The organism is Streptomyces sp. NPDC058279 (assembly GCF_042881255.1).
In the GTDB taxonomy this organism is placed as follows: domain Bacteria; phylum Actinomycetota; class Actinomycetes; order Streptomycetales; family Streptomycetaceae; genus Streptomyces.
The window spans coordinates 1-16,767 of sequence record NZ_JBHVYA010000023.1 but is presented as its reverse complement, the minus strand read 5'-3'; the positions used below and the strand labels follow the sequence as shown (position 1 = coordinate 16,767).

Annotated in this window: 20 protein-coding genes; 13 read left to right on the top strand and 7 right to left on the bottom strand. The window is 73.7% G+C overall.

Annotated features, from left to right (window positions below):
* Positions 1-16: 16 nt before the first annotated feature.
* Positions 17-658 carry a class I SAM-dependent methyltransferase gene (locus ACFVXJ_RS28700; RefSeq protein ID WP_389666066.1) on the top strand — a complete coding sequence of 214 codons (642 nt, stop codon included), beginning with the start codon at positions 17-19 and terminating at the stop codon, positions 656-658.
* Here ACFVXJ_RS28700 and ACFVXJ_RS28695 read toward each other — a convergent pair.
* Complete coding sequence (locus ACFVXJ_RS28695; protein ID WP_389666064.1) at positions 655-1,497, bottom strand: helix-turn-helix domain-containing protein; 843 nt, start codon at positions 1,495-1,497, stop codon at positions 655-657. The genes ACFVXJ_RS28700 and ACFVXJ_RS28695 overlap by 4 nt on opposite strands.
* Positions 1,498-1,883: 386 nt before the next feature.
* On the opposite strand from ACFVXJ_RS28695, the gene ACFVXJ_RS28690 reads away from it, so the two are divergent.
* Positions 1,884-2,363 (top strand): LAETG motif-containing sortase-dependent surface protein, encoded by a 480-nt coding sequence (locus ACFVXJ_RS28690; RefSeq protein ID WP_389666063.1) that lies wholly within the window; start codon positions 1,884-1,886, stop codon positions 2,361-2,363.
* A gap of 8 nt (positions 2,364-2,371) precedes the next feature.
* Positions 2,372-3,031, top strand: a complete 660-nt coding sequence (locus ACFVXJ_RS28685) for an RNA polymerase sigma factor (RefSeq protein WP_389666061.1) — start codon at positions 2,372-2,374, stop codon at positions 3,029-3,031.
* A 37-nt stretch (positions 3,032-3,068) separates the two neighbouring features.
* Here the strand turns inward: ACFVXJ_RS28685 and ACFVXJ_RS28680 are convergent, their stop codons facing one another.
* Positions 3,069-3,506 carry a hypothetical protein gene (locus ACFVXJ_RS28680; protein WP_389666059.1) on the bottom strand — a complete coding sequence of 146 codons (438 nt, stop codon included), beginning with the start codon at positions 3,504-3,506 and terminating at the stop codon, positions 3,069-3,071.
* A gap of 80 nt (positions 3,507-3,586) precedes the next feature.
* Positions 3,587-4,051, bottom strand: a complete 465-nt coding sequence (locus ACFVXJ_RS28675) for a MarR family winged helix-turn-helix transcriptional regulator (RefSeq protein WP_389666057.1) — start codon at positions 4,049-4,051, stop codon at positions 3,587-3,589.
* A 195-nt stretch (positions 4,052-4,246) separates the two neighbouring features.
* On the opposite strand from ACFVXJ_RS28675, the gene ACFVXJ_RS28670 reads away from it, so the two are divergent.
* The 3 genes from ACFVXJ_RS28670 (at position 4,247) to ACFVXJ_RS28660 (ending at position 7,659) form a co-directional block, all read left to right on the top strand.
* Entirely contained in the window at positions 4,247-5,464 is a 1,218-nt protein-coding gene (locus ACFVXJ_RS28670; protein ID WP_389666056.1) for an MFS transporter, read from the top strand.
* A 48-nt stretch (positions 5,465-5,512) separates the two neighbouring features.
* The gene (locus ACFVXJ_RS28665) at positions 5,513-5,944 is read left to right on the top strand and encodes a heme-binding protein (protein ID WP_389666054.1); all 432 of its coding nucleotides are present in this window, start codon (positions 5,513-5,515) and stop codon (positions 5,942-5,944) included.
* Positions 5,945-6,030: 86 nt separating this feature from the next.
* The gene (locus tag ACFVXJ_RS28660) at positions 6,031-7,659 is read left to right on the top strand and encodes a glycoside hydrolase family 20 protein (RefSeq protein ID WP_389666053.1); all 1,629 of its coding nucleotides are present in this window, start codon (positions 6,031-6,033) and stop codon (positions 7,657-7,659) included.
* Positions 7,660-7,696: 37 nt separating this feature from the next.
* Here ACFVXJ_RS28660 and ACFVXJ_RS28655 read toward each other — a convergent pair whose 3' ends face one another.
* The 3 genes from ACFVXJ_RS28655 to ACFVXJ_RS28645 form a co-directional block, all read right to left on the bottom strand.
* The gene (locus ACFVXJ_RS28655; protein ID WP_389666052.1) at positions 7,697-8,011 is read right to left on the bottom strand and encodes a DUF3040 domain-containing protein; all 315 of its coding nucleotides are present in this window, start codon (positions 8,009-8,011) and stop codon (positions 7,697-7,699) included.
* Positions 8,012-8,125: 114 nt separating this feature from the next.
* Positions 8,126-8,938, bottom strand: coding sequence for an endonuclease I family protein (locus ACFVXJ_RS28650; RefSeq protein ID WP_389666050.1), 813 nt, complete (start codon positions 8,936-8,938; stop codon positions 8,126-8,128).
* Between the two features lie 190 nt (positions 8,939-9,128).
* Entirely contained in the window at positions 9,129-9,941 is an 813-nt protein-coding gene (locus ACFVXJ_RS28645) for a glutamate ABC transporter substrate-binding protein (RefSeq protein WP_389666048.1), read from the bottom strand.
* A 425-nt stretch (positions 9,942-10,366) separates the two neighbouring features.
* Here ACFVXJ_RS28645 and ACFVXJ_RS28640 point away from each other — a divergent pair, with 425 nt between their 5' ends.
* Positions 10,367-10,909, top strand: a complete 543-nt coding sequence (locus tag ACFVXJ_RS28640) for a TerD family protein (RefSeq protein WP_389666046.1) — start codon at positions 10,367-10,369, stop codon at positions 10,907-10,909.
* Positions 10,910-11,057: 148 nt separating this feature from the next.
* Here ACFVXJ_RS28640 and ACFVXJ_RS28635 read toward each other — a convergent pair whose 3' ends face one another.
* A complete protein-coding gene (locus ACFVXJ_RS28635; protein ID WP_389666044.1) occupies positions 11,058-11,717 on the bottom strand; it encodes a TetR/AcrR family transcriptional regulator in 660 nt (219 codons plus the stop codon).
* A gap of 179 nt (positions 11,718-11,896) precedes the next feature.
* Here ACFVXJ_RS28635 and ACFVXJ_RS28630 point away from each other — a divergent pair, with 179 nt between their 5' ends.
* From ACFVXJ_RS28630 to ACFVXJ_RS28605, 6 genes are all read left to right on the top strand, one after another.
* Positions 11,897-12,925, top strand: coding sequence for a phosphatase PAP2 family protein (locus ACFVXJ_RS28630; protein WP_389666042.1), 1,029 nt, complete (start codon positions 11,897-11,899; stop codon positions 12,923-12,925).
* Entirely contained in the window at positions 12,922-13,824 is a 903-nt protein-coding gene (locus tag ACFVXJ_RS28625; protein WP_389666040.1) for a hypothetical protein, read from the top strand. The genes ACFVXJ_RS28630 and ACFVXJ_RS28625 overlap by 4 nt, the downstream gene beginning before the upstream one ends.
* The gene (locus ACFVXJ_RS28620; protein ID WP_389666038.1) at positions 13,821-13,955 is read left to right on the top strand and encodes a hypothetical protein; all 135 of its coding nucleotides are present in this window, start codon (positions 13,821-13,823) and stop codon (positions 13,953-13,955) included. Before ACFVXJ_RS28625 ends, ACFVXJ_RS28620 begins: the two co-directional genes overlap by 4 nt.
* Positions 13,956-14,033: 78 nt before the next feature.
* Entirely contained in the window at positions 14,034-14,300 is a 267-nt protein-coding gene (locus ACFVXJ_RS28615) for a GlsB/YeaQ/YmgE family stress response membrane protein (RefSeq protein WP_389666037.1), read from the top strand.
* 67 nt (positions 14,301-14,367) lie between these two features.
* The gene (gene rraA / locus ACFVXJ_RS28610) at positions 14,368-14,862 is read left to right on the top strand and encodes a ribonuclease E activity regulator RraA (RefSeq protein WP_389666035.1); all 495 of its coding nucleotides are present in this window, start codon (positions 14,368-14,370) and stop codon (positions 14,860-14,862) included.
* 103 nt (positions 14,863-14,965) lie between these two features.
* On the top strand, positions 14,966-16,615 hold the full coding sequence (locus ACFVXJ_RS28605; RefSeq protein ID WP_389666033.1) for a peptide-N4-asparagine amidase: 1,650 nt from the start codon (positions 14,966-14,968) through the stop codon (positions 16,613-16,615).
* Positions 16,616-16,767: the final 152 nt, after the last annotated feature.

Here is a 16,767-nt window from a genome sequence, read left to right as displayed (position 1 = left end):
AGGACGGGGCATCAGGATGAGTGCACAGGAGTCGGCGGCAGCGGTGTTCGACGCGCTCGCGGGGCGCTACGAGGAGGCGTTCGGCCGGGTCCCCGCCCAACTGGAGGCGCTCGACTGGCTCACCGACCGGCTGCCCGCCGGGGCCCGCGTCCTCGACGTGGGCAGCGGCACCGGCCGACCCACCGCCGAGCGGCTCGCGGCGGCCGGCTGCGCGGTGACCGGTATCGACGTGTCGGCCGCGATGGTCGCCCTCGCGCGCGAGCGGGTCCCGGGCGCCCGCTTCGAGCAGGCGGACGTGCGCACGTACACGCCGGGACGGGGCGGCTTCGACGCGGTGTGCGCCTTCTTCCCGCTGCTGATGATGGAACAGCGGGAGGTGGCGGCCTCGTTGGAACGGATGGCCTCCTGGGTGGCGCCGGGCGGGTACCTCGTCCTCGCCACCGTGCCCGGTGACATCGACGGCCTCGCCATCGAGTGGATGGGTCACGAGGTCACCGTCAGCAGCCTGTCCGCGCAGGAGTACGCGACCCGGATCGAGTCGGCCGGCCTGGAGCTGCTGCACCTCGGCATGACCCTGTTCCACCCCGAAGGCGGCCTCGCCGACCCGGAGGAACACCTCTTCTGCTACGCGCGACGCCCCGCGCCCACCACCGATTAGCGCCCCGCGTCGCCGACCGACTGTTGGGCGCGGAAACGGCCCGGTGCCATGCCGACCCGACGGCTGAACAGCCGGCTGAAGTACCCGGGGTCGTCGTACCCGACCCGGCGGGCGACCCCGGCGACCGGCAGGTCGGTCCGGGCCAGCAGCTCCTTGGCCCGGCTCAGTCTGATCCCGAGGAGGTACTCCTTGACGCCCTCGCCCGTGCTGCGCCGTACCGCCTCGCGCAGCTCCGGCAGCGGTATCCCGAGCCGCGCCGCGTGCTCGGCGACGGAGATCGGCAGCAGCGCGTCGCGCGCCAGGGCGTCCATCACGGCGTCGCCGTGCCGTGACACCTCGGCGCGGGCGTAGCGCAGGGCCACCAGCAGCCCGTGCACCGCGGCCGCCGCCTCCACCTCCAACAGCGGGCCGCCGGTACGGGCCGCCCGGACGATGCCGTCCACCACGTGCCGTACCCCGGCGGTCCCGCTCAACGGGACGAGCGGGCGCTCGGGGGTGACGTAACCGAGGTCGGTGTACGCCTCGACGCCGTGGCCCGCGAAGTCGACGAAGCATTCCTCCCAACCGGTCCGCGGGTCCGGCCCGTAGTGGTGTTCGACACCCGGCACCAGCCACAGCAGCGCCGGCGCGGTCACCGGCTGCGGCGGCCGTCCGCCGTGGCTGAACCAACCCCGCCCGCCGGTGACCACCACCGCCACGTGGTGGTCGAGCGCCCGCGGGCCCACCACCGGCAGCAGGCCCTGCTGCACCCCCACCCCCAGGCAGACCAGCCCGAGCCGGCGGTGATGGGCGGTGGGGGAGAAGTACCGCATCCAACTGCTGTACGGGAGCGTCGGCATCTGCGGATTGTGATCCACGGCTGTCGGCCCCTCAAGAGGACGCGGGCACCGACCGCTCCGCACTCGACATCGACGCGGAGGTCCCCGGAGCGACACCGAGGACGGGACGCCACGACCCGCGCGCATCGCGGCAGGCCACCCGAGCCCCCGCGGCCACCGGTCCCGGTGGACCTCGGCACCGACCGCCGAAGCGCGAACCCTATGCTCAGCGCATGCACCGCACGTCCGCCCCCGACCCATCCGGGCTCATCGCCGGCGACCCGGGCGGGCCGGGTGAAAAGTTTTTCCGCGACGTCGGCAACCTCGCGGACCCTCGCGCGTCGTGCGGGGTGTAGGGCGTGGTTCCGCGCCCTCGTCCCGACCGCACGACGTGGAGAACAACCGTGATGAACCTGAAGCGCGCCACCCTGTCCGCCGGCCGGGCGGCGCTCGTCACCGCGGCCGCCGCCGGGGTGGCCGTCGCAATCGGGGGCCCGGCCCTCGCCCAGGCGGCGCCGTCCGCCTCCCCGACGGTCGCGGCGAGCAGCGCCCCGGCCCCCGCCACCAGCCTCCCGCCGACGGGCAGCGGCAAGCCCACCGCGGTCCCGAGCGCGCCCGCCGGTGGCACCCCGACGTCACCGGCCGGTGGCGGGCCCAGCGCGGTCCCGAGCGCGTCCGCGGGCTCCGCGACCCCGACGGCCGCGCCGGCCGGGAGCGGGACCCCGAGCGCCGCGCCGTCCGCCCAGCCGTCCGGGGCGACCGCCGGCTCGGAGCTGGCGCACACCGGCTCCTCCTCCACCACCATGGCCCTGGGCGCCGGGGCCGCCGCGCTGATAGCCGGCGGCGCGGGCGCCCTGTACGCGGTGCGGCGCCGCACCGGCAACTGAGGACGTACGTGTTCCCACTCGCCCTGACGGTGAGCCCCTGCGCGCCCGGCTTCGGCCGGGCGCGCAGGGGCTTGTGGTCGTTCCTGCTGCGCCGCGACGGGCCCGCGCCGGCCACTTCCGCGCAGCCGCACCCGTATCCGTCGCCGTTCGAACGTCCCGGGTCCGGCGGCGGCCCGTCGCCCGCGCCCACCATCACCGACCTGTACCACGCGCACCGGCTCGGCATGGTCCGGCTCGCGGTGCTCCTCGTGGACGACCCGGCCACGGCGGAGGACGTGGTCCAGGACGCCTTCACCGCGCTCTACCGACGCCACGGGGAGCAGATCAAGGGCGTCGACAACGCGCTCGGCTACCTGCGCACCGCGGTGGTGAACACCTCGCGCTCCGTGCTGCGCCGCAGGCGGACGGCGCGCGCCTGGATACCTCCGGTGACGGCCGACGTACCCTCCGCGGAGGCGTCCGTCGTGCTCGACGAGGCGCACCGGGAAGTGCTCGCGGCGCTGGGCCGGCTGACGCCGCGGCGCCGCCAGGTGCTGGTGCTGCGGTACTGGGCGGAGCTGAGCGAGGCGGAGATAGCCGCCACCCTCGGGATCAGCCGGGGCGCGGTCAAGTCGAACGCGAGCCGGGCGCTGGACGCGTTGGAACGGATCCTGGAGGGACGGATATGACGCACGACGGCGAACGCCCGGTCGAACACCGGCTGCGTCAGGCCCTGGGCGCACGGGCGGACGCGGTGACCGTCCGCGACCTGCGGCCGGCCGATCCGCCGGGGGCCTCGAAGCGCGGGCCGATGGCGAGGGCCTGGCTGCGGCGGCTGACGTGGTCGGCCGCCGGCCTGGCCGGCGCCGCGGCCGCGCTGGCCGGGTACCTCGCGCTGGGGCCCGGGCAACGGCCGGTCCGGCCGGTGCCGCCCGCGGCGCCCGCCGAGATCCCCTCGCCGACGCCGAGCGCGCAGTCCCCCTCGCCGGAGCGCGGCGCGGTGCCCTCGCCGGCTCCCACACCGACCCGTACGGGGCTGCCGACCGGGGGGACGACACCGACCACGGCCGGGCCCGGCACGACCGGCAAGGGCGTCCCGTCGGCGTCGCCCTCGCGGCCCGCGCCGCCCACCCCACCGGGGTCGCCCTCCACCCCGACGCCCACGGGAAGCGGACAGCCTTCGTCGGCGCCCGCTGTCGGACAGCCCTCCCCGGGGGACGGCGGGAAGCGGTAATCCCACCCGCTCAGCCGACGGCGGCCGTGCGGGTGTTGCGCACGGCCGCCACCAGCGGGGCGAGTTCGGGAATCCCGGCCGCCGCGTCCAGCGCCTCGCGCAGGGCCGCGTCGTTGGTCGGACGGGCCTCGGCCAGCAGGGCCAGACCCGCCTCGCTGACGTCGGTGTAGATGCCCCGCCGGTCGGTGTCGCAGAGGTAGCGGTTCAGCAGCCCGCGGTCCTCCAGCCTGCTGACCAGTCGGGTCGTCGCGCTCTGGCTGAGCACCACCGAGTCGGCCACCTGGTGCATGCGCAGGTGTCCGCCGGGTCCGCTGTGCTGGCGGCTGAGCACGTCCAGCAGCGAGTACTCGCGCACGCTGAGCCCGTGCGCCGCCTGGAGCGTCCGTTCGATGTGCGTCTCGATCCGACCGTGCAGGAGGGACAGGGCGCACCATCCCTGGGCGAGGGCGGTGAGTGCGCTGTCGGTGGCCGTCATGGGCCTCTCCTCGGGTGCGTCGGCGCGGCTGCCCCTCCAGGATAGGCGACGAGCGCAATAGCCCGCGTTTGCAAGTATCCCGCGTCTGCAATTAATGTGGACGCATATAAGCGGCGCCGGCAATCGCGTGCCCCGCCGTCCGGCGGTCAGGCGCCGCCACCGCACCACCCCCTCCCCGGAAGGCAAGCACCCCTCATGCCTCTCGCACTCCTCGCCCTGGCCATCGGGGCCTTCGGGATCGGCACCACCGAATTCGTGATCATGGGCCTCCTCCCCGAGGTCGCCGCCGACTACGGCGTCACCATCCCCACCGCCGGTTTCCTCGTCACCGGCTACGCCCTCGGTGTCGTCCTCGGCGCCCCGCTCATGACCGTCCTCGGCACCCGCGTCCCGCGCAAGCGGATGCTGATGCTGCTCATGGGCCTGTTCATCGCGGGCAACCTGCTCTCGGCGCTCGCCCCCTCCTTCGGCGCCATGCTGGCCGGGCGGGTCGTCGCCTCGCTGGCCCACGGCGCCTTCTTCGGCATCGGCTCGGTCGTCGCGGCCGAACTCGTCGCCCCGCACAAGAAGGCCGGCGCCATCGCCATGATGTTCACCGGCCTGACCGTGGCCAACGTGGTGGGCGTCCCCCTCGGCACCCTCGTCGGCCAGACCCTCGGCTGGCGCTTCACCTTCCTGATCGTCGCCGCGCTCGGAGTGCTCGGCCTGCTGGGCATCGCCAAGCTGGTCCCCGAACTGCCCCGGCCCGAAGGCGTCCGCATCCGCCACGAACTGGCCGCGTTCCGCAACGTACAGGTGCTGCTCGCCATGGCGATGACCGTCCTCGGCTTCGGCGGGGTCTTCGCCGCCGTCACCTACATCACGCCGATGATGACCGACGTCGCCGGCTTCGCCGACACGTCCGTCACCTGGCTGCTGGTCCTGTTCGGGCTCGGCATGGTCGGCGGCAACCTCGTCGGCGGCCGGTTCGCCGACCGTGCGCTGATGCCGATGTTGTACGTCTCGCTGGGGGCGCTGGCCGTGGTGCTGGCGGTCTTCACCCTCACCGCGCACAGCGAGATCGGCGCCGCCGTCACCATCGTCCTCATCGGCGCCCTCGGCTTCGCGACCGTACCGCCGCTGCAGAAGCGGGTCCTCGACCAGGCGGCGGGCGCCCCCACCCTCGCCTCCGCCGTCAACATCGGCGCCTTCAACCTCGGCAACGCCCTGGCCGCCTGGCTCGGCGGCCTGGTCATCACCGCCGGATTCGGCCTGACCGCCCCGAACTGGGTCGGCGCCGCGCTGGCCGGCTCCGCGCTCGTCCTCGCCCTGGTCTCGGGCGCGCTGGAACGGCGTACGGGCGCACGCGCCGCCGCGAGCCGCGTCGTGACGGGCGCCGCCCCCCGGGACGAAGCCGTCCCCGCACACCACTGAGCCCGTCCTCGACCGCCCCCCGACACACCGATCCACCAGGAGCCACCCATGTCCGCCACCCCCACCCCCACCGCCGTCGCCCCCCTGACCACCGAGGACGCCGAAACGCTCCTCGACGCCGCCCGCGGCGCCGCCGAAGCCGCGGGAGCCACGGTCAGCGTCACCGTCCTCGACGCGGGGGGCCACCTCCTCGCCTTCCGCCGCGACGACCGGGCCGTCCTGATCTCCGGCGAGACCAGCACCCGCAAGGCATTCACCGCCCTCCAACTGAACGCGCCCACGGCCGATCTCGCCGACGCCGTCCTGCCCGGCGGCCCCCTCCACACGCTGCCCACCGCCCTGGACCGGCCGTTGCTGTTCATCGCCGGCGGACTGCCCGTCCACCGCGCGGGCCGTCTCGTGGGCGCCATCGGGGTCGGCGGCGGCGCCCCCGCCCAGGACCACGAATTCGCCGCCGCCGCGCTCACCGCGCTCGCCTGACCCGCCTCGTCCCGCCCCGCGACCGGGTGCCCGGTCGCGCCACACCGTTCCCCGTGCCACGTTGGTACGGGGAAAAACGGTGCATCATGCGAGAGACCAGGCAGCACAGGAGGGTCCACGCCATCGCGACGGCAACGGTCGCCGCGCTGGTCACCCTCGCCGTTCCCGGCTGCGCGGGAGGTGGCCGGGGCGAGGCCCGCGCCGCCTCCCCGTCCGCGGCCACCGCCTCCGGGACGACCACGACGACGCCCGCCCCGTCACCCACCGCGCCCGCGTCCTCGTACCCGCTCTCCACGGCCCCGCGCACCATTCCCGCCGTACGGGAGCACGTGCCGGCCCGCGGCCCCGGCTGGAAACCCGCCTCCGGCGCCCGCGTGACCATCGCCCCCGCCGACCGGGCGGCCCTGACCGACGAGGCACGCCTGATCGCCGGCGAACTCGGCCTCGGCTTCGCGGAGTCCACCGACCCGCGCCCCGGCGACGTGCAACTCGCCCTGGACGCGGCCCCCTCCGGAAAACCGGAGTCGTACACCCTCACCGTCCAGGGCGGCCGGGTCCGGATCAGCGGCCACGACGAGGCGGGCGTGTTCTACGGAACCCGCACCCTCAAACAGGAGATACGCACCGCCGGTTCGGCCCCCGAGGGCACCGTTCGCGACGCCCCCGACCGGCCCCAGCGCGGCCTCAACCTCGACATCGCCCGCAAGAACTTCACCCCCGACTGGATCGAGGCCAGGCTCCGCGAGATGGGCGACCTCAAGCTCAACCAGCTCGGTCTGCACTTCTCCGACGACCAGGCGTTCCGGATCGAGTCCGACACCCACCCGGAGATCGTCTCCACCCCCCACCTGACCAAGGCCCAGGTACGCCACATCGCGGCGCTCGCCGGCCGGCTGCACATCACCGTGGTCCCGGAGATCGACTCGCCCGGCCACCTCGGAGCGGTGTTGCGCGCCCACCCGTCGCTCCAGCTGCGCGACGTACAGGGCCGGGCCGTCCAGGGCGCCGTCGACATATCGAACCCCGCCGCGGCGAAACTGGTGGACGAGCTGCTGCGCGAGTACCTGCCGCTGTTCCCCGGCGGGGCCTGGCACCTGGGCGCCGACGAGTACCAGGCGCTGGTCGTCCGCGACCCGCAGACGTCCTTCCCGCAGCTCGCCCGCGCGGCGCGGGAGCGCTACGGTCCCACAGCCCGCGTACAGGACCTGGCGACGGGCTGGCTGAACGACCGGGCCGCGGTCGTGCGGCCCTCGGGCAAGGCGCTCAAGGCGTGGAACGACGGCTTCTTCGCCGGCGGAGTGGTCGCGGCCGCCCCCGACCTCCAGGTCGAATACTGGACGGGCAAGGAAATCGGCGCCCGGCCGCCGCTCGACTACCTGGCGGCCGGCCGCAAGGTGGTCAACCTCAACGACGAGTACCTGTACTACGTACTCGGGGAGCCGAACCAGTTCACGTACCCGACCGGCCGCCGCATCTACGAGGAGTGGACCCCGCTCGTCCTGCGCGGCACCACGGCGGTGCCCGCGCGGTACGGCACGCAGATCCTGGGGGCCCGGCTCGCCGTCTGGTGCGACCTGTCCGGCGCCCAGACCCAGGCCCAGGTGGCCGACGGGATACGGATGCCGCTGGCCGCCCTCGCCCAGAAGGTCTGGGACTCCCGGACCCCGCAGCTCACCTGGACCGCCTTCCGGACCCTCGCGGACAAGCTGGGGTAGCCGCGGGCCGGCCGCGGGCACGCGACTTCGCGGTCGGTTACGGGGCTTCGTGCCGGACCGTGCGGTCCCGCAGCTGCCAGCGCCGCCTGATCCACTGGCCCAGCAGCGGCAGGGTCGTGAACACCGTCACGATCCAGGTGGCGGCGAACGCCCAGATCAGCGGTTGCGACACGGTCACCGAGGCGGCCACCAGCAGGGCCAGGGTCAGCACCCCGAGGAGGCAGGCCGCCACGGCGTGCTGCCGGCGGTGCCCGGACCGCAGCCTGCGGTCCAGGGAACGGTCACCCTTGAGTTGGGACTCGATCGCCGAGAGGGCTCGCCTCTCGCGGTCGGAAAGTCCGGCTCCGTCCATCACGACGTACCTCCGCGGGCTGCCGCCGTCGGGCGCGGCCGCAGCCTCTGACCTGCGAATACCCGGCCTGACGCGGGGCAACCCCGCGGAGGGCGCCGTGGTTGCCGGCGTCGGTCACCAAATGGAGTTGACCCACTCCGGGTGGTCGATGAAGGGGTTCCGGTTGTGCTGGTAGGTGTCGAAGATGACCTGGTTGCGGCGCTGCTCGAAGGCGTCGGGCGGATCCATCTGGTTCCACTGCTTGAGCACGCTGATCCGGCCGATCGCGGGCGCCGTGCCGTTGTCGACCTGGTCGTTGGGCTCCAGGTCGGGGAAGCCGTCTCCGCCGTCGTAGCGGACGGCCATGTAGAGCAGCATCCGTGCCACGTCGCCCTTGACCGCGTCCCGCGGCTCGAAGGAGTCGGAGTCGGTGTAGCTGCCGGGGGCCTCGGCGACCGGGCTGCCGCCCATGTCGAAGTCCTTGTTGCCCCGGGTGCTGTTGACCGTGACGTCCTCGGGCTTCAGGTGGTGCAGGTCGGTGCCGGGGCCGGTCGCGGTGCCGAAGTCGCCGTGGCTCTTGGCCCAGACGTGCTCGCGGTTCCAGTCGTTGGCGTTGCCGCCGTTGGTGTTCTTGGGTTGGGAGCGGCCCGAGTAGACCAGGATGACGTTGTTCGGGTTGGCCGGGTCCTGGTCGGTGACCTTCAGGGCGTTCCACACGCCGTCGTAGGTCACCGTGGTCTGGTTCTTGATGATCCCGTGGAGCGCGCTCTTCAACGCGGCGCCGGTCTTGCCCTGGGCCGCGGCGTAGTAGTCCGCGGTGGTGGCGGACGCGACGGCGTGGGGAGCCGTCGCCGTCCGCTGCTGTCCGGCCGAGGCGGTGGCCGGTATGAGGGCGAGGGCGGCGGCCGCGACGCCGGCCGCCCAGGGGGTGAGGCGGGAGAATCTCATGACGTGGGGGTACCTCTCCACACGCACCGTCCCCGCCGGTGCAGTTGGCGGGGTGTCAGGTGGCAGAGCGAGGCTCACATTGTCATGTATCCAACAGATGAAGACCATGTGTCGGGAGGGAGTGTCCGTCCGCGGCGTTCGACCGGCGCCGACCCCGGTGCCGGGGTCGAACGCGGCGGGCGGCCCGGCGTCAGCTGCCCGACGTCACCTGCGGCGCCGGCTCGTACTTGTAGTTGGCCGGACCGAAGTTCTTCTTGACCGCCGCGGTCCAGGAGCCGTCGGACACCATCTTCGCCAGCGCGGTGTTGATCTTCCGCTGGAGGGCGGTGTCGCCCTTCTTGAGGCCGATGCCGTAGTTCTCGTTGCTCAGGTTCAGGCCGAGCAGCTTGAACTTGCCCTCGTTGCCCTTCATGGCCGCGTACCCGGCAAGGATCGAGTTGTCCGTCGTCATCGCGTCGGCCTGGTTGTCCTGCAGCGCGACGACGCAGTCCGAGTAGCTGCCGAGCTCCAGGATGCTGGCCTTGGGCGCCAGGGTCTTGCGCACGTTGTCGGCGGAGGTGGAACCGGTCACCGCGCAGAGCCTCTTGGTGTTGAGGTCCTCGGCCTTGGTGATCGTCGCGTCGTCGGACCGTACGAGCAGATCCTGGTGGGCGACGAAGTAGGGGCCGGCGAAGTCGACCTTCTCCTTGCGCTTGTCGCTGATCGAGTAGCTGGCGACGACGAACTTTACCTCGTTGTACTGGATCAGCAGCTCCCGGTCGGAGCTGTAGACCTGCTTGAACTCGATCTCGTTCGGCTTGTAGCCCAGTTCCTTCGCCACATACGTGGCCACGTCGACGTCGAACCCGGTGAAGGTGCCGTCGTCCTCGCGCATCCCGATTCCGGGCTGGTCGAACTTGATGCCGATCGCGAGCGGCTCCTTGGGGTCGTCCCCCGCGCACCCCGAGGCGGTCGCGGCGAGGGCGATCACTGCGAGGACCGCACCGGCCTTGGGAACCTTCATGCTGCACTCTTTCCTGGGGTCCGCGGATCACGCGGGGAGCGGGGCATACCGGGTGCCGGGTGCGACACGGGTACGGGGTCGGCGCGCAGTGCCGGGCACGTGCGGAACCACACGGTCCGGAGGGCACGTGTATGAGGAAGCTAGGAAGGCGACGGGCGCAGCGTCACTAGATCTGAGGGAAATTTGAGGATAACGATCCGGCTCCGCCGAAGATCCTGCGGCCCGTCAGGGGTGCGGCGAGCGAAGGCCGATGGGCATTTCAGGCTAAACCGGAACGTTGCGTCAGGGTTCTGGGCAAATGCCTCACGGCGGGGCGACGGGGAGGTCTGCCGCCCCTTCGGCCGGTAACGCACGTTTCCGCCGCCGTGATCATCGGTACGTGACAGCATGACCGGGGCACATCCGGTGAGCGGAGGGGGAGTTCGGTGAGCGCGATACGCAAGAGCCTGGCCAAGGTGGAGATAGCCCTGCGCTGGGATCCCAGCCCGGCCGGGACGCCGGCGCACGACCTGGACATACTGGCCGCCGTGTACGGCGCGGCGGCCCTCTACGGGGACCCCGTCTACCTGGTGCACTTCGGCAGCCGCGCCCCCGACGGCACGATCACCCTCAACCGGGACAGCGCGACCGGGCAGGGGCTCGGCTTCGACGAGGTGATGACCCTCGAACTGGACCGGCTGTCCCCCGAGCTGGGCCGGGTGGTCGTGGGCGTGGTGATACAGGACCCCGGGCCCGAGGGCGCCCGTACGAAGACCTTCGCCCGCGTGGCCGGCACCGGAGTCCGCGTCCGGGAGGGGTACGACGACCTGGCCGCGTCCGATCTCGCGGAGGTCGGGGGGTTCAGTGCCGCCACCGTCGCCGAGTTCCTCCGGGATCCCTCGGGCGGCTGGTCCCTGGACGCCCGGCCGCGCGGCTTCGACGCCGATCCCGAGCAGTACACCCGGCTGATGGCGGCGCCGCGACCCTGACGCGCGGGGACGGGATCCGCTCAGATCGGGCGGCGGCCACTCGTCGTGCGAGTGACCGCCGCCCGGTCCGGGTGGCGCGCTGCCGCCGTCCCCACGAGGCAGCGCGGGCAGGTCTCCGTCCGGTCATCGGGGACGGTGGCCCGCCGGTCTAGGGGGTGGACTCCGCAGTGGTGTCCGGGATGGTGTTCACGGTGGTGTCCACAGTGGTATCCGGGGTGATGCCGAGCGAGGGCAACAGCGCCGCGTCCACGAAGCGCACCAGGTAGTCGGAGTCGGCGTACCGCCCCTCCAGAACCGGCCTGATCCGCATGACGCCCATCAGCTGCGCGGGCAGGAACTCCACCGCGGGGTGGTTCGCGATGATCTCGCCGCGCGCCACGGCCCGCGCCACCATCGCGTCGAAACCGGCCAGCTCGGGCTCGACGAGCGCCTCGCGCAGCGCCGCCTGGAGCTCCTCGTCGCCGAGCACGGCATGCCCGAGGGCCTGGCTCAGCCGGGTGTCGCGGCCCGAGGTGCCCGCCGCGAGCCGGGCCGCCTCGCGCAGGTCCCCCGCGAGGGTGCCGGTGTCCACGGCGGCGAGCGTGCCCTGCCGGTTCGCCCGCAGCGCGGCGGCCACCAGTCGGGGCTTGGTCTTCCACTGCCGGTACAGCGTGGACTTGCCGCAACAGGCGCGGGCGGCGATGCCCTCCATGGTCAGGGCCTCGTAGCCGTGCTCCCGCAGTTGGTCCAGGACGGCGTCGTAGAACTCCTGCACCCGCTCCGGGCTGATCTTGGAGCGGCGCGCGGAGGCCGGCTCTGTCTGCGTCATGGGTGCGGCCCTCCTCGGCGTCGTGGTCCTGGGGTCGAGTGTACGGCTACGCGAGCGTATCGGTACACCGGCGTATCGATACGCGAATGTATCGATACACTGGCGTGTCGATGTGTGGCGGCCCCGACCGGACGGGCTCCGGCCGACCGCCCGCCGAGCAGAGGAAGCGAGACCGTGGGATGACCACCGAGACCACCCCCGCGGAGCCCCCCACCGGTCCACCCGGACGCGGGCGGGAGCGGCGCCGGCTCCTGCGCGAGCTGCTGCTCGTCGCGGGACTCTTCACCGTCTACAAGGCGGGCCGAATGCTCTCGACCGGCCGCACCGACGAGGCGTTCCACAACGCCGCCCGGATCTGGGACGCCGAACGCGCGCTCCACCTGCCCGGCGAGGGGGCGGTACAGCGGCTGCTGCTGCACGGCGACACCCTCATACAGACGGCGAACGGCTACTACGCGGCCGTGCACTTCCCCGCGACCGTCCTATTCCTCGGCTGGCTCTACCTCCGCCGCCCCGGCCACTACCTGTGGACCCGCCGCGTGCTCGCGGTCCTCACCGGAGCCGCCCTCGCCCTCCACCTGGCGTTCCCGTTGGCGCCGCCGCGCATGCTCGACGTGGCGGGGCTGGTGGACACCGGTCAGGTCTACGGGCCCACCGTGTACCGGGCGGCGCCGGCCACCGACACCCTGGCCAACCAGTTCGCCGCGATGCCCTCACTGCACTTCGGGTGGGCGCTGATGCTGGCCCTCGGCATGATCGCGGCCACCCGGGCCCGGTGGCGGTACCTGTGGCTGCTGCACCCGCTGGTGACGCTGCTGGTGGTCGTGGGCACGGCCAACCACTACTGGCTCGACGCGATCGTCGCCGCCGTCCTGCTGGGGGTGGCGCTGCTGCTCGTCCCAAGGCCGGTCGCGGGCGGCTCCCGGTTCGCCGCCGGGGCCCCGGCCGGTGCGCCTGCCACCGCCGGGCCCGCCACCGCCGGGCCCGCCACCGCCGGGCCCGCCACCGCCGGGCCCGCCACCGCCGGGCCCGCCACCGCCGGGCACGCCGGGGCCGGGTATCCGGAGGTCGAGCCGCCCGTGGCCCCCGTCGCGGACGGTGCGTCCTCCGAGGGTGGGTCCCGCGGCGGTGGTTCCCCCGGCAGCACGGCCTTGCCGGGGCCGCGCCGGAGTGAGCCCGCCGCCGCGGGCGCCGGGAGCCCGCGATGAACGCCACCGCCCTCGCGGTCGCGCTCTGCCTCGCCTCCGCCGTGGCCTACGCGGCGGCCGCCGTCGCCCAAGAGCGCCTCGCCCGCCGCGCCGTCGCCCGCAGCGCCGCCGCGCTGCTCGGCAACGGTGCCTGGTGGTGGTCGGCCGGGTTGAACGCCGCCGCGGCGCTGCTGCACGCGGCCGCCCTGCGCTACGGGCCGCTCACCCTGGTCCAGCCGCTGGGCGCACTCACCCTCGTGGCGGCCGTCCCCCTCGGGGCGCGCGGCGCGGGGCGCCGGGTCGCGCCCACCGAGTGGCGGGGCACCCTGGCCACCGTCGCCGGGCTCGGCCTGCTGCTCCTGCCGGCGTCCGGGCCGGCCCCCGACGACACCCTCACCCTCGCCGAGGCCCTCGCCGTCTCCGGCGCGACCGCCGCCGTGATCACGCTGCTGACGCGGGGCGACGTCCGCTCCGGCCTGCGGCACGCCACGGCGTCGGGCCTGGCCTCCGCCGCGGCCTCCGCGCTGACCCAGACCGTGGCCGTGGCGGGGGGCAGGGGAGGGGCACTGCTGAGCGGGCGGGTGGTCACGGTGGCCCTGCTCGTCGTGGTCTTCGCCGTCGGCGGCATGCTCCTGTCGCAGCGGGCCTACCGGGGCGGCCTGGGGGCCCCGCTCGCCGTGGTGAACCTGTCCAACCCGCTCGCGGCCGCGGCCATCGGCATGGTCCTGCTCGGGGAACGGCTCCAGGGCGGCGCCGTGGGCATCCTGCTCGCCACCACCGGCGCCCTCGCCGCGGCCCGCGGGGTGCTGCTGCTGACCCGGACGAGCCCCGGCGACCGGGTGGCCGAGCGGGTGGCCGATCGGGTGACCGAGCCGGTTTCCGTGACCGCCGCCGCACCCGCGGGCCGGGTGCCGGCATGACCCGCACGGCGGATCGGTCGTTCGCCGCCACCGCCACCGCCACCGCCACCGCCACCGCCACCGCCACCGCCACCGCCACCGCCACCGCCACCGCCACCGCCGTGCTGCCGGTCCGCGCCCGAACGCGCTGACCTCGCCGGAGAACCGATCACGCCCGCCCGGCGTCCTCCTCCCCGAGTAGTGGGCACGAACGAAGCGGAGTGAGCGGCATGGGCATCATCGGCTGGATCATCCTGGGACTGTTGGCCGGCGGCATAGCCAAGCTGCTGCTGCCCGGCCGGGACCCGGGCGGACTGATCGGGACCACCCTCATCGGCATCGCCGGGGCCTTCATCGGCGGATGGCTGTCGGCGAAGTTCCTCGACCGCCCCATCCAGAACCAGTTCTTCGACGCGCCCACCTGGGGCTCGGCCATCGCCGGCTCGCTCGTCCTGCTGATCGGCTACCGCCTCCTGTTCGGCAACTCCCGGCGCTGACGCCGCGCCGCGGCCCACGTCTACGCTGGTAGCCGCGCGACACGGAACAACGAGGAGCCGGAACGAGATGACCGTCACGCCGATACCCACCGCCGACCTGTACGACCGGTACGGAGAGGCCCTCGACCTGTGCACCGCGCCGCTGCGCCGGATCGGCGGTCGCGCGGTGTTCGCGGGACCCGTGCGCACCCTCTCCTGCCACGAGGACAACGCCCTGCTCCGGGAACTCGTCAACACGCCGGGCGAAGGCGCCGTGCTCGTCGTGGACGGCGGCGGCTCCCCGCGCACCGCCCTCGTGGGCGACCTCATCGCGGGCGCGGCGCGGCGCAACGGCTGGGCCGGACTGATCATCAACGGCTCGGTCCGCGACAGCGTCGCGCTCGGCGAACTCGACCTGGGCATCAAGGCCCTCGGCACGATCCCGCGCAAGAGCGGCAAGACGGGCGCCGGCGCCGTCGACGGGCCCGTCACCTTCGGCGAGGTCACCTTCCGTCCCGGTGACAGCGTGTACGCCGACGACGACGGGGTGGCGGTCCTCCCGGCGGGTTCGGCCACGGCCTGACCGCCCTGATCCACCCGGCACGCGCCCCGAGGGGCGGTATCCGGCCACCACCGCACGGCGCACCCTGGCGCCCCCGGCTCCGGCCGGGTTTCACTGCGGGCCCATGAGACGACACAGGATCATGGGCCTGCTCGGCGCGCTCGCGCTCGCCGCGGGCACCCTGGCCGCCGCGGGACCCGCGAGCGCGTCCGGTGCCTCCGTCGCGGCCACCGCCGCCGCACCTTCCGAGGGCCGGCCCGGGGGCGACCCGCCCGCCGAGTTCGGGACCGACTGGCACGACCCGCTCACCGCCGCCCCGCCCGTGGCCCGACCCGACACCCGCTCCTGCCAAGTGACCCTGGCCGAGGCCCAGTTCCGCGACTTCACCCCGTACCGGGGCAGTTACGCGCCCCCCACCGATTGCGGCCGGGGCGACTGGGCCGAAGTGGTGCTCCGGCTCGACGGCAAGGTCAAGGGCCGCCAGTACGACCGGCTCGGCGACCTGACCGTCGGCGGCGTCGAAATCCTGCGCACCTCCACCCCGGAGCCCTCCCCGGACGGCATCACCTGGTCCGTGGAGAAGGACGTCACCCCCTACCGGGACACCCTCAGCCGCCCACAGCCCGTCGAGATGCTGATCGGCAACGTCGTCGACGACACCTACACCGGTGTCATCGACGTCAAGGTCACCCTCACCTTCTACGCCGCCGAAGGCCGCACCCGGCCCGCCGACGCCCCCGACCGCGTGCTCCCGCTCACCACCCCGTCCGTGACCACGCCGCGCAACACCGAGCGGCTCCTCGCCGAGGTGTACGCCACCGGCTCGGGCGGCGGCTGCGAGGAGTTCTGGTACCTGACCACGCCCGACGCCGCCCCCTACTCCTGCAAGGCGACGGACGGCCCCTACCGCGAGGTCCGCGTACTGGTCGACGGCCGGCTCGCCGGACTGGCCGCGCCGTTCCCCACCGTCTGGACCGGCGGTTGGTCCAACCCGTTCCTCTGGTACGTCACCCCCGCCCCGCGCGCCTTCGACGTCCAACCCCTGCGCTACGACCTCACGCCGTACGCGGCTCTCCTCAACGACGGCCGCCCGCACCGGATCGAGGTGTCCGTGGCCGGGGTCCCGGCCGGACAGGGCGGCTGGAGCACCGCGGCCAACCTGCTGCTGTGGCAGGACGCGGGGCGTGAGGTGGTCACCGGCGCCCTCACCCGGCACGAGGAGAGCGATCCGGCCAACTCCGTGCGCTGGACGCCCGGTACCGAGCACCGGTTGGACACCGACGGAGGTCACACCCTGACCGTCGCCGGGCACCTCGACACCTCCCACGGCCGGGTCACGACCACCGTCACCCGCGCCGTGCGCAACACGTCCGTCCACCGTTGGACCGAGGGCGAGAACCTCGACGCGCTCACCGCGCGGTGGACCGACGAGGAGACCGTGTCCCACGGCGGGAGCGCCACCACCACCCGCCGCACCTACACGATGGACGGCGAGACCACCCTCGGCACGGGGGACCGGCTGCGCACCGTCCTGTCCCTCGGCGACCGGGCCGACATCACGACCCTGCGCGGCGGCCGTCAGGTCGGGTGGTCGCGAATGGAGAACACGTACGCGGGCGACGCGAGTTACACCGCGAACGTGCCGCGCGAGCAGCGGCACGCCGTGGGCGCCACGACCGTGCGCTACCGGCTGTCCGGCTCCGCGGCCGGCTGCTACGACCGTACGGTCGGCACCGCGCAGGGCGTCCTCACGCAGGACCGCCGCCGCTGCTGACACAAAACCGCCCGGGTACCCGTACATCGGGTACCCGGGCGGCTGAAAAGCCTCTTTAGACCGTGTCCTATGTGGTGGGGCATCGTTGGCCTTGCTATGGGGCGGGGTACGTGGAGTTGGATTGTTCCGGACGGGTTGTGGGAGATCGCGGA

What these genes read in the sequence shown, in the direction of transcription:
- ACFVXJ_RS28700 (WP_389666066.1), top strand. Translation starts at nt 17, where the DNA reads ATGAGTGCACAGGAGTCGGCGGCAGCGGTGTTCGACGCGCTCGCGGGG.
- ACFVXJ_RS28605 (WP_389666033.1), top strand. Translation starts at nt 14,966, where the DNA reads ATGAGACGACACAGGATCATGGGCCTGCTCGGCGCGCTCGCGCTCGCC.
- ACFVXJ_RS28625 (WP_389666040.1), top strand. Translation starts at nt 12,922, where the DNA reads ATGAACGCCACCGCCCTCGCGGTCGCGCTCTGCCTCGCCTCCGCCGTG.
- ACFVXJ_RS28655 (WP_389666052.1), bottom strand. Translation starts at nt 8,011, where the DNA reads ATGGACGGAGCCGGACTTTCCGACCGCGAGAGGCGAGCCCTCTCGGCG.
- ACFVXJ_RS28635 (WP_389666044.1), bottom strand. Translation starts at nt 11,717, where the DNA reads ATGACGCAGACAGAGCCGGCCTCCGCGCGCCGCTCCAAGATCAGCCCG.
- ACFVXJ_RS28695 (WP_389666064.1), bottom strand. Translation starts at nt 1,497, where the DNA reads ATGCCGACGCTCCCGTACAGCAGTTGGATGCGGTACTTCTCCCCCACC.
- ACFVXJ_RS28660 (WP_389666053.1), top strand. Translation starts at nt 6,031, where the DNA reads ATGCGAGAGACCAGGCAGCACAGGAGGGTCCACGCCATCGCGACGGCA.
- ACFVXJ_RS28675 (WP_389666057.1), bottom strand. Translation starts at nt 4,051, where the DNA reads ATGACGGCCACCGACAGCGCACTCACCGCCCTCGCCCAGGGATGGTGC.
- ACFVXJ_RS28630 (WP_389666042.1), top strand. Translation starts at nt 11,897, where the DNA reads ATGACCACCGAGACCACCCCCGCGGAGCCCCCCACCGGTCCACCCGGA.
- rraA (WP_389666035.1), top strand. Translation starts at nt 14,368, where the DNA reads ATGACCGTCACGCCGATACCCACCGCCGACCTGTACGACCGGTACGGA.
- ACFVXJ_RS28670 (WP_389666056.1), top strand. Translation starts at nt 4,247, where the DNA reads ATGCCTCTCGCACTCCTCGCCCTGGCCATCGGGGCCTTCGGGATCGGC.
- ACFVXJ_RS28650 (WP_389666050.1), bottom strand. Translation starts at nt 8,938, where the DNA reads ATGAGATTCTCCCGCCTCACCCCCTGGGCGGCCGGCGTCGCGGCCGCC.
- ACFVXJ_RS28690 (WP_389666063.1), top strand. Translation starts at nt 1,884, where the DNA reads ATGAACCTGAAGCGCGCCACCCTGTCCGCCGGCCGGGCGGCGCTCGTC.
- ACFVXJ_RS28645 (WP_389666048.1), bottom strand. Translation starts at nt 9,941, where the DNA reads ATGAAGGTTCCCAAGGCCGGTGCGGTCCTCGCAGTGATCGCCCTCGCC.
- ACFVXJ_RS28620 (WP_389666038.1), top strand. Translation starts at nt 13,821, where the DNA reads ATGACCCGCACGGCGGATCGGTCGTTCGCCGCCACCGCCACCGCCACC.
- ACFVXJ_RS28665 (WP_389666054.1), top strand. Translation starts at nt 5,513, where the DNA reads ATGTCCGCCACCCCCACCCCCACCGCCGTCGCCCCCCTGACCACCGAG.
- ACFVXJ_RS28615 (WP_389666037.1), top strand. Translation starts at nt 14,034, where the DNA reads ATGGGCATCATCGGCTGGATCATCCTGGGACTGTTGGCCGGCGGCATA.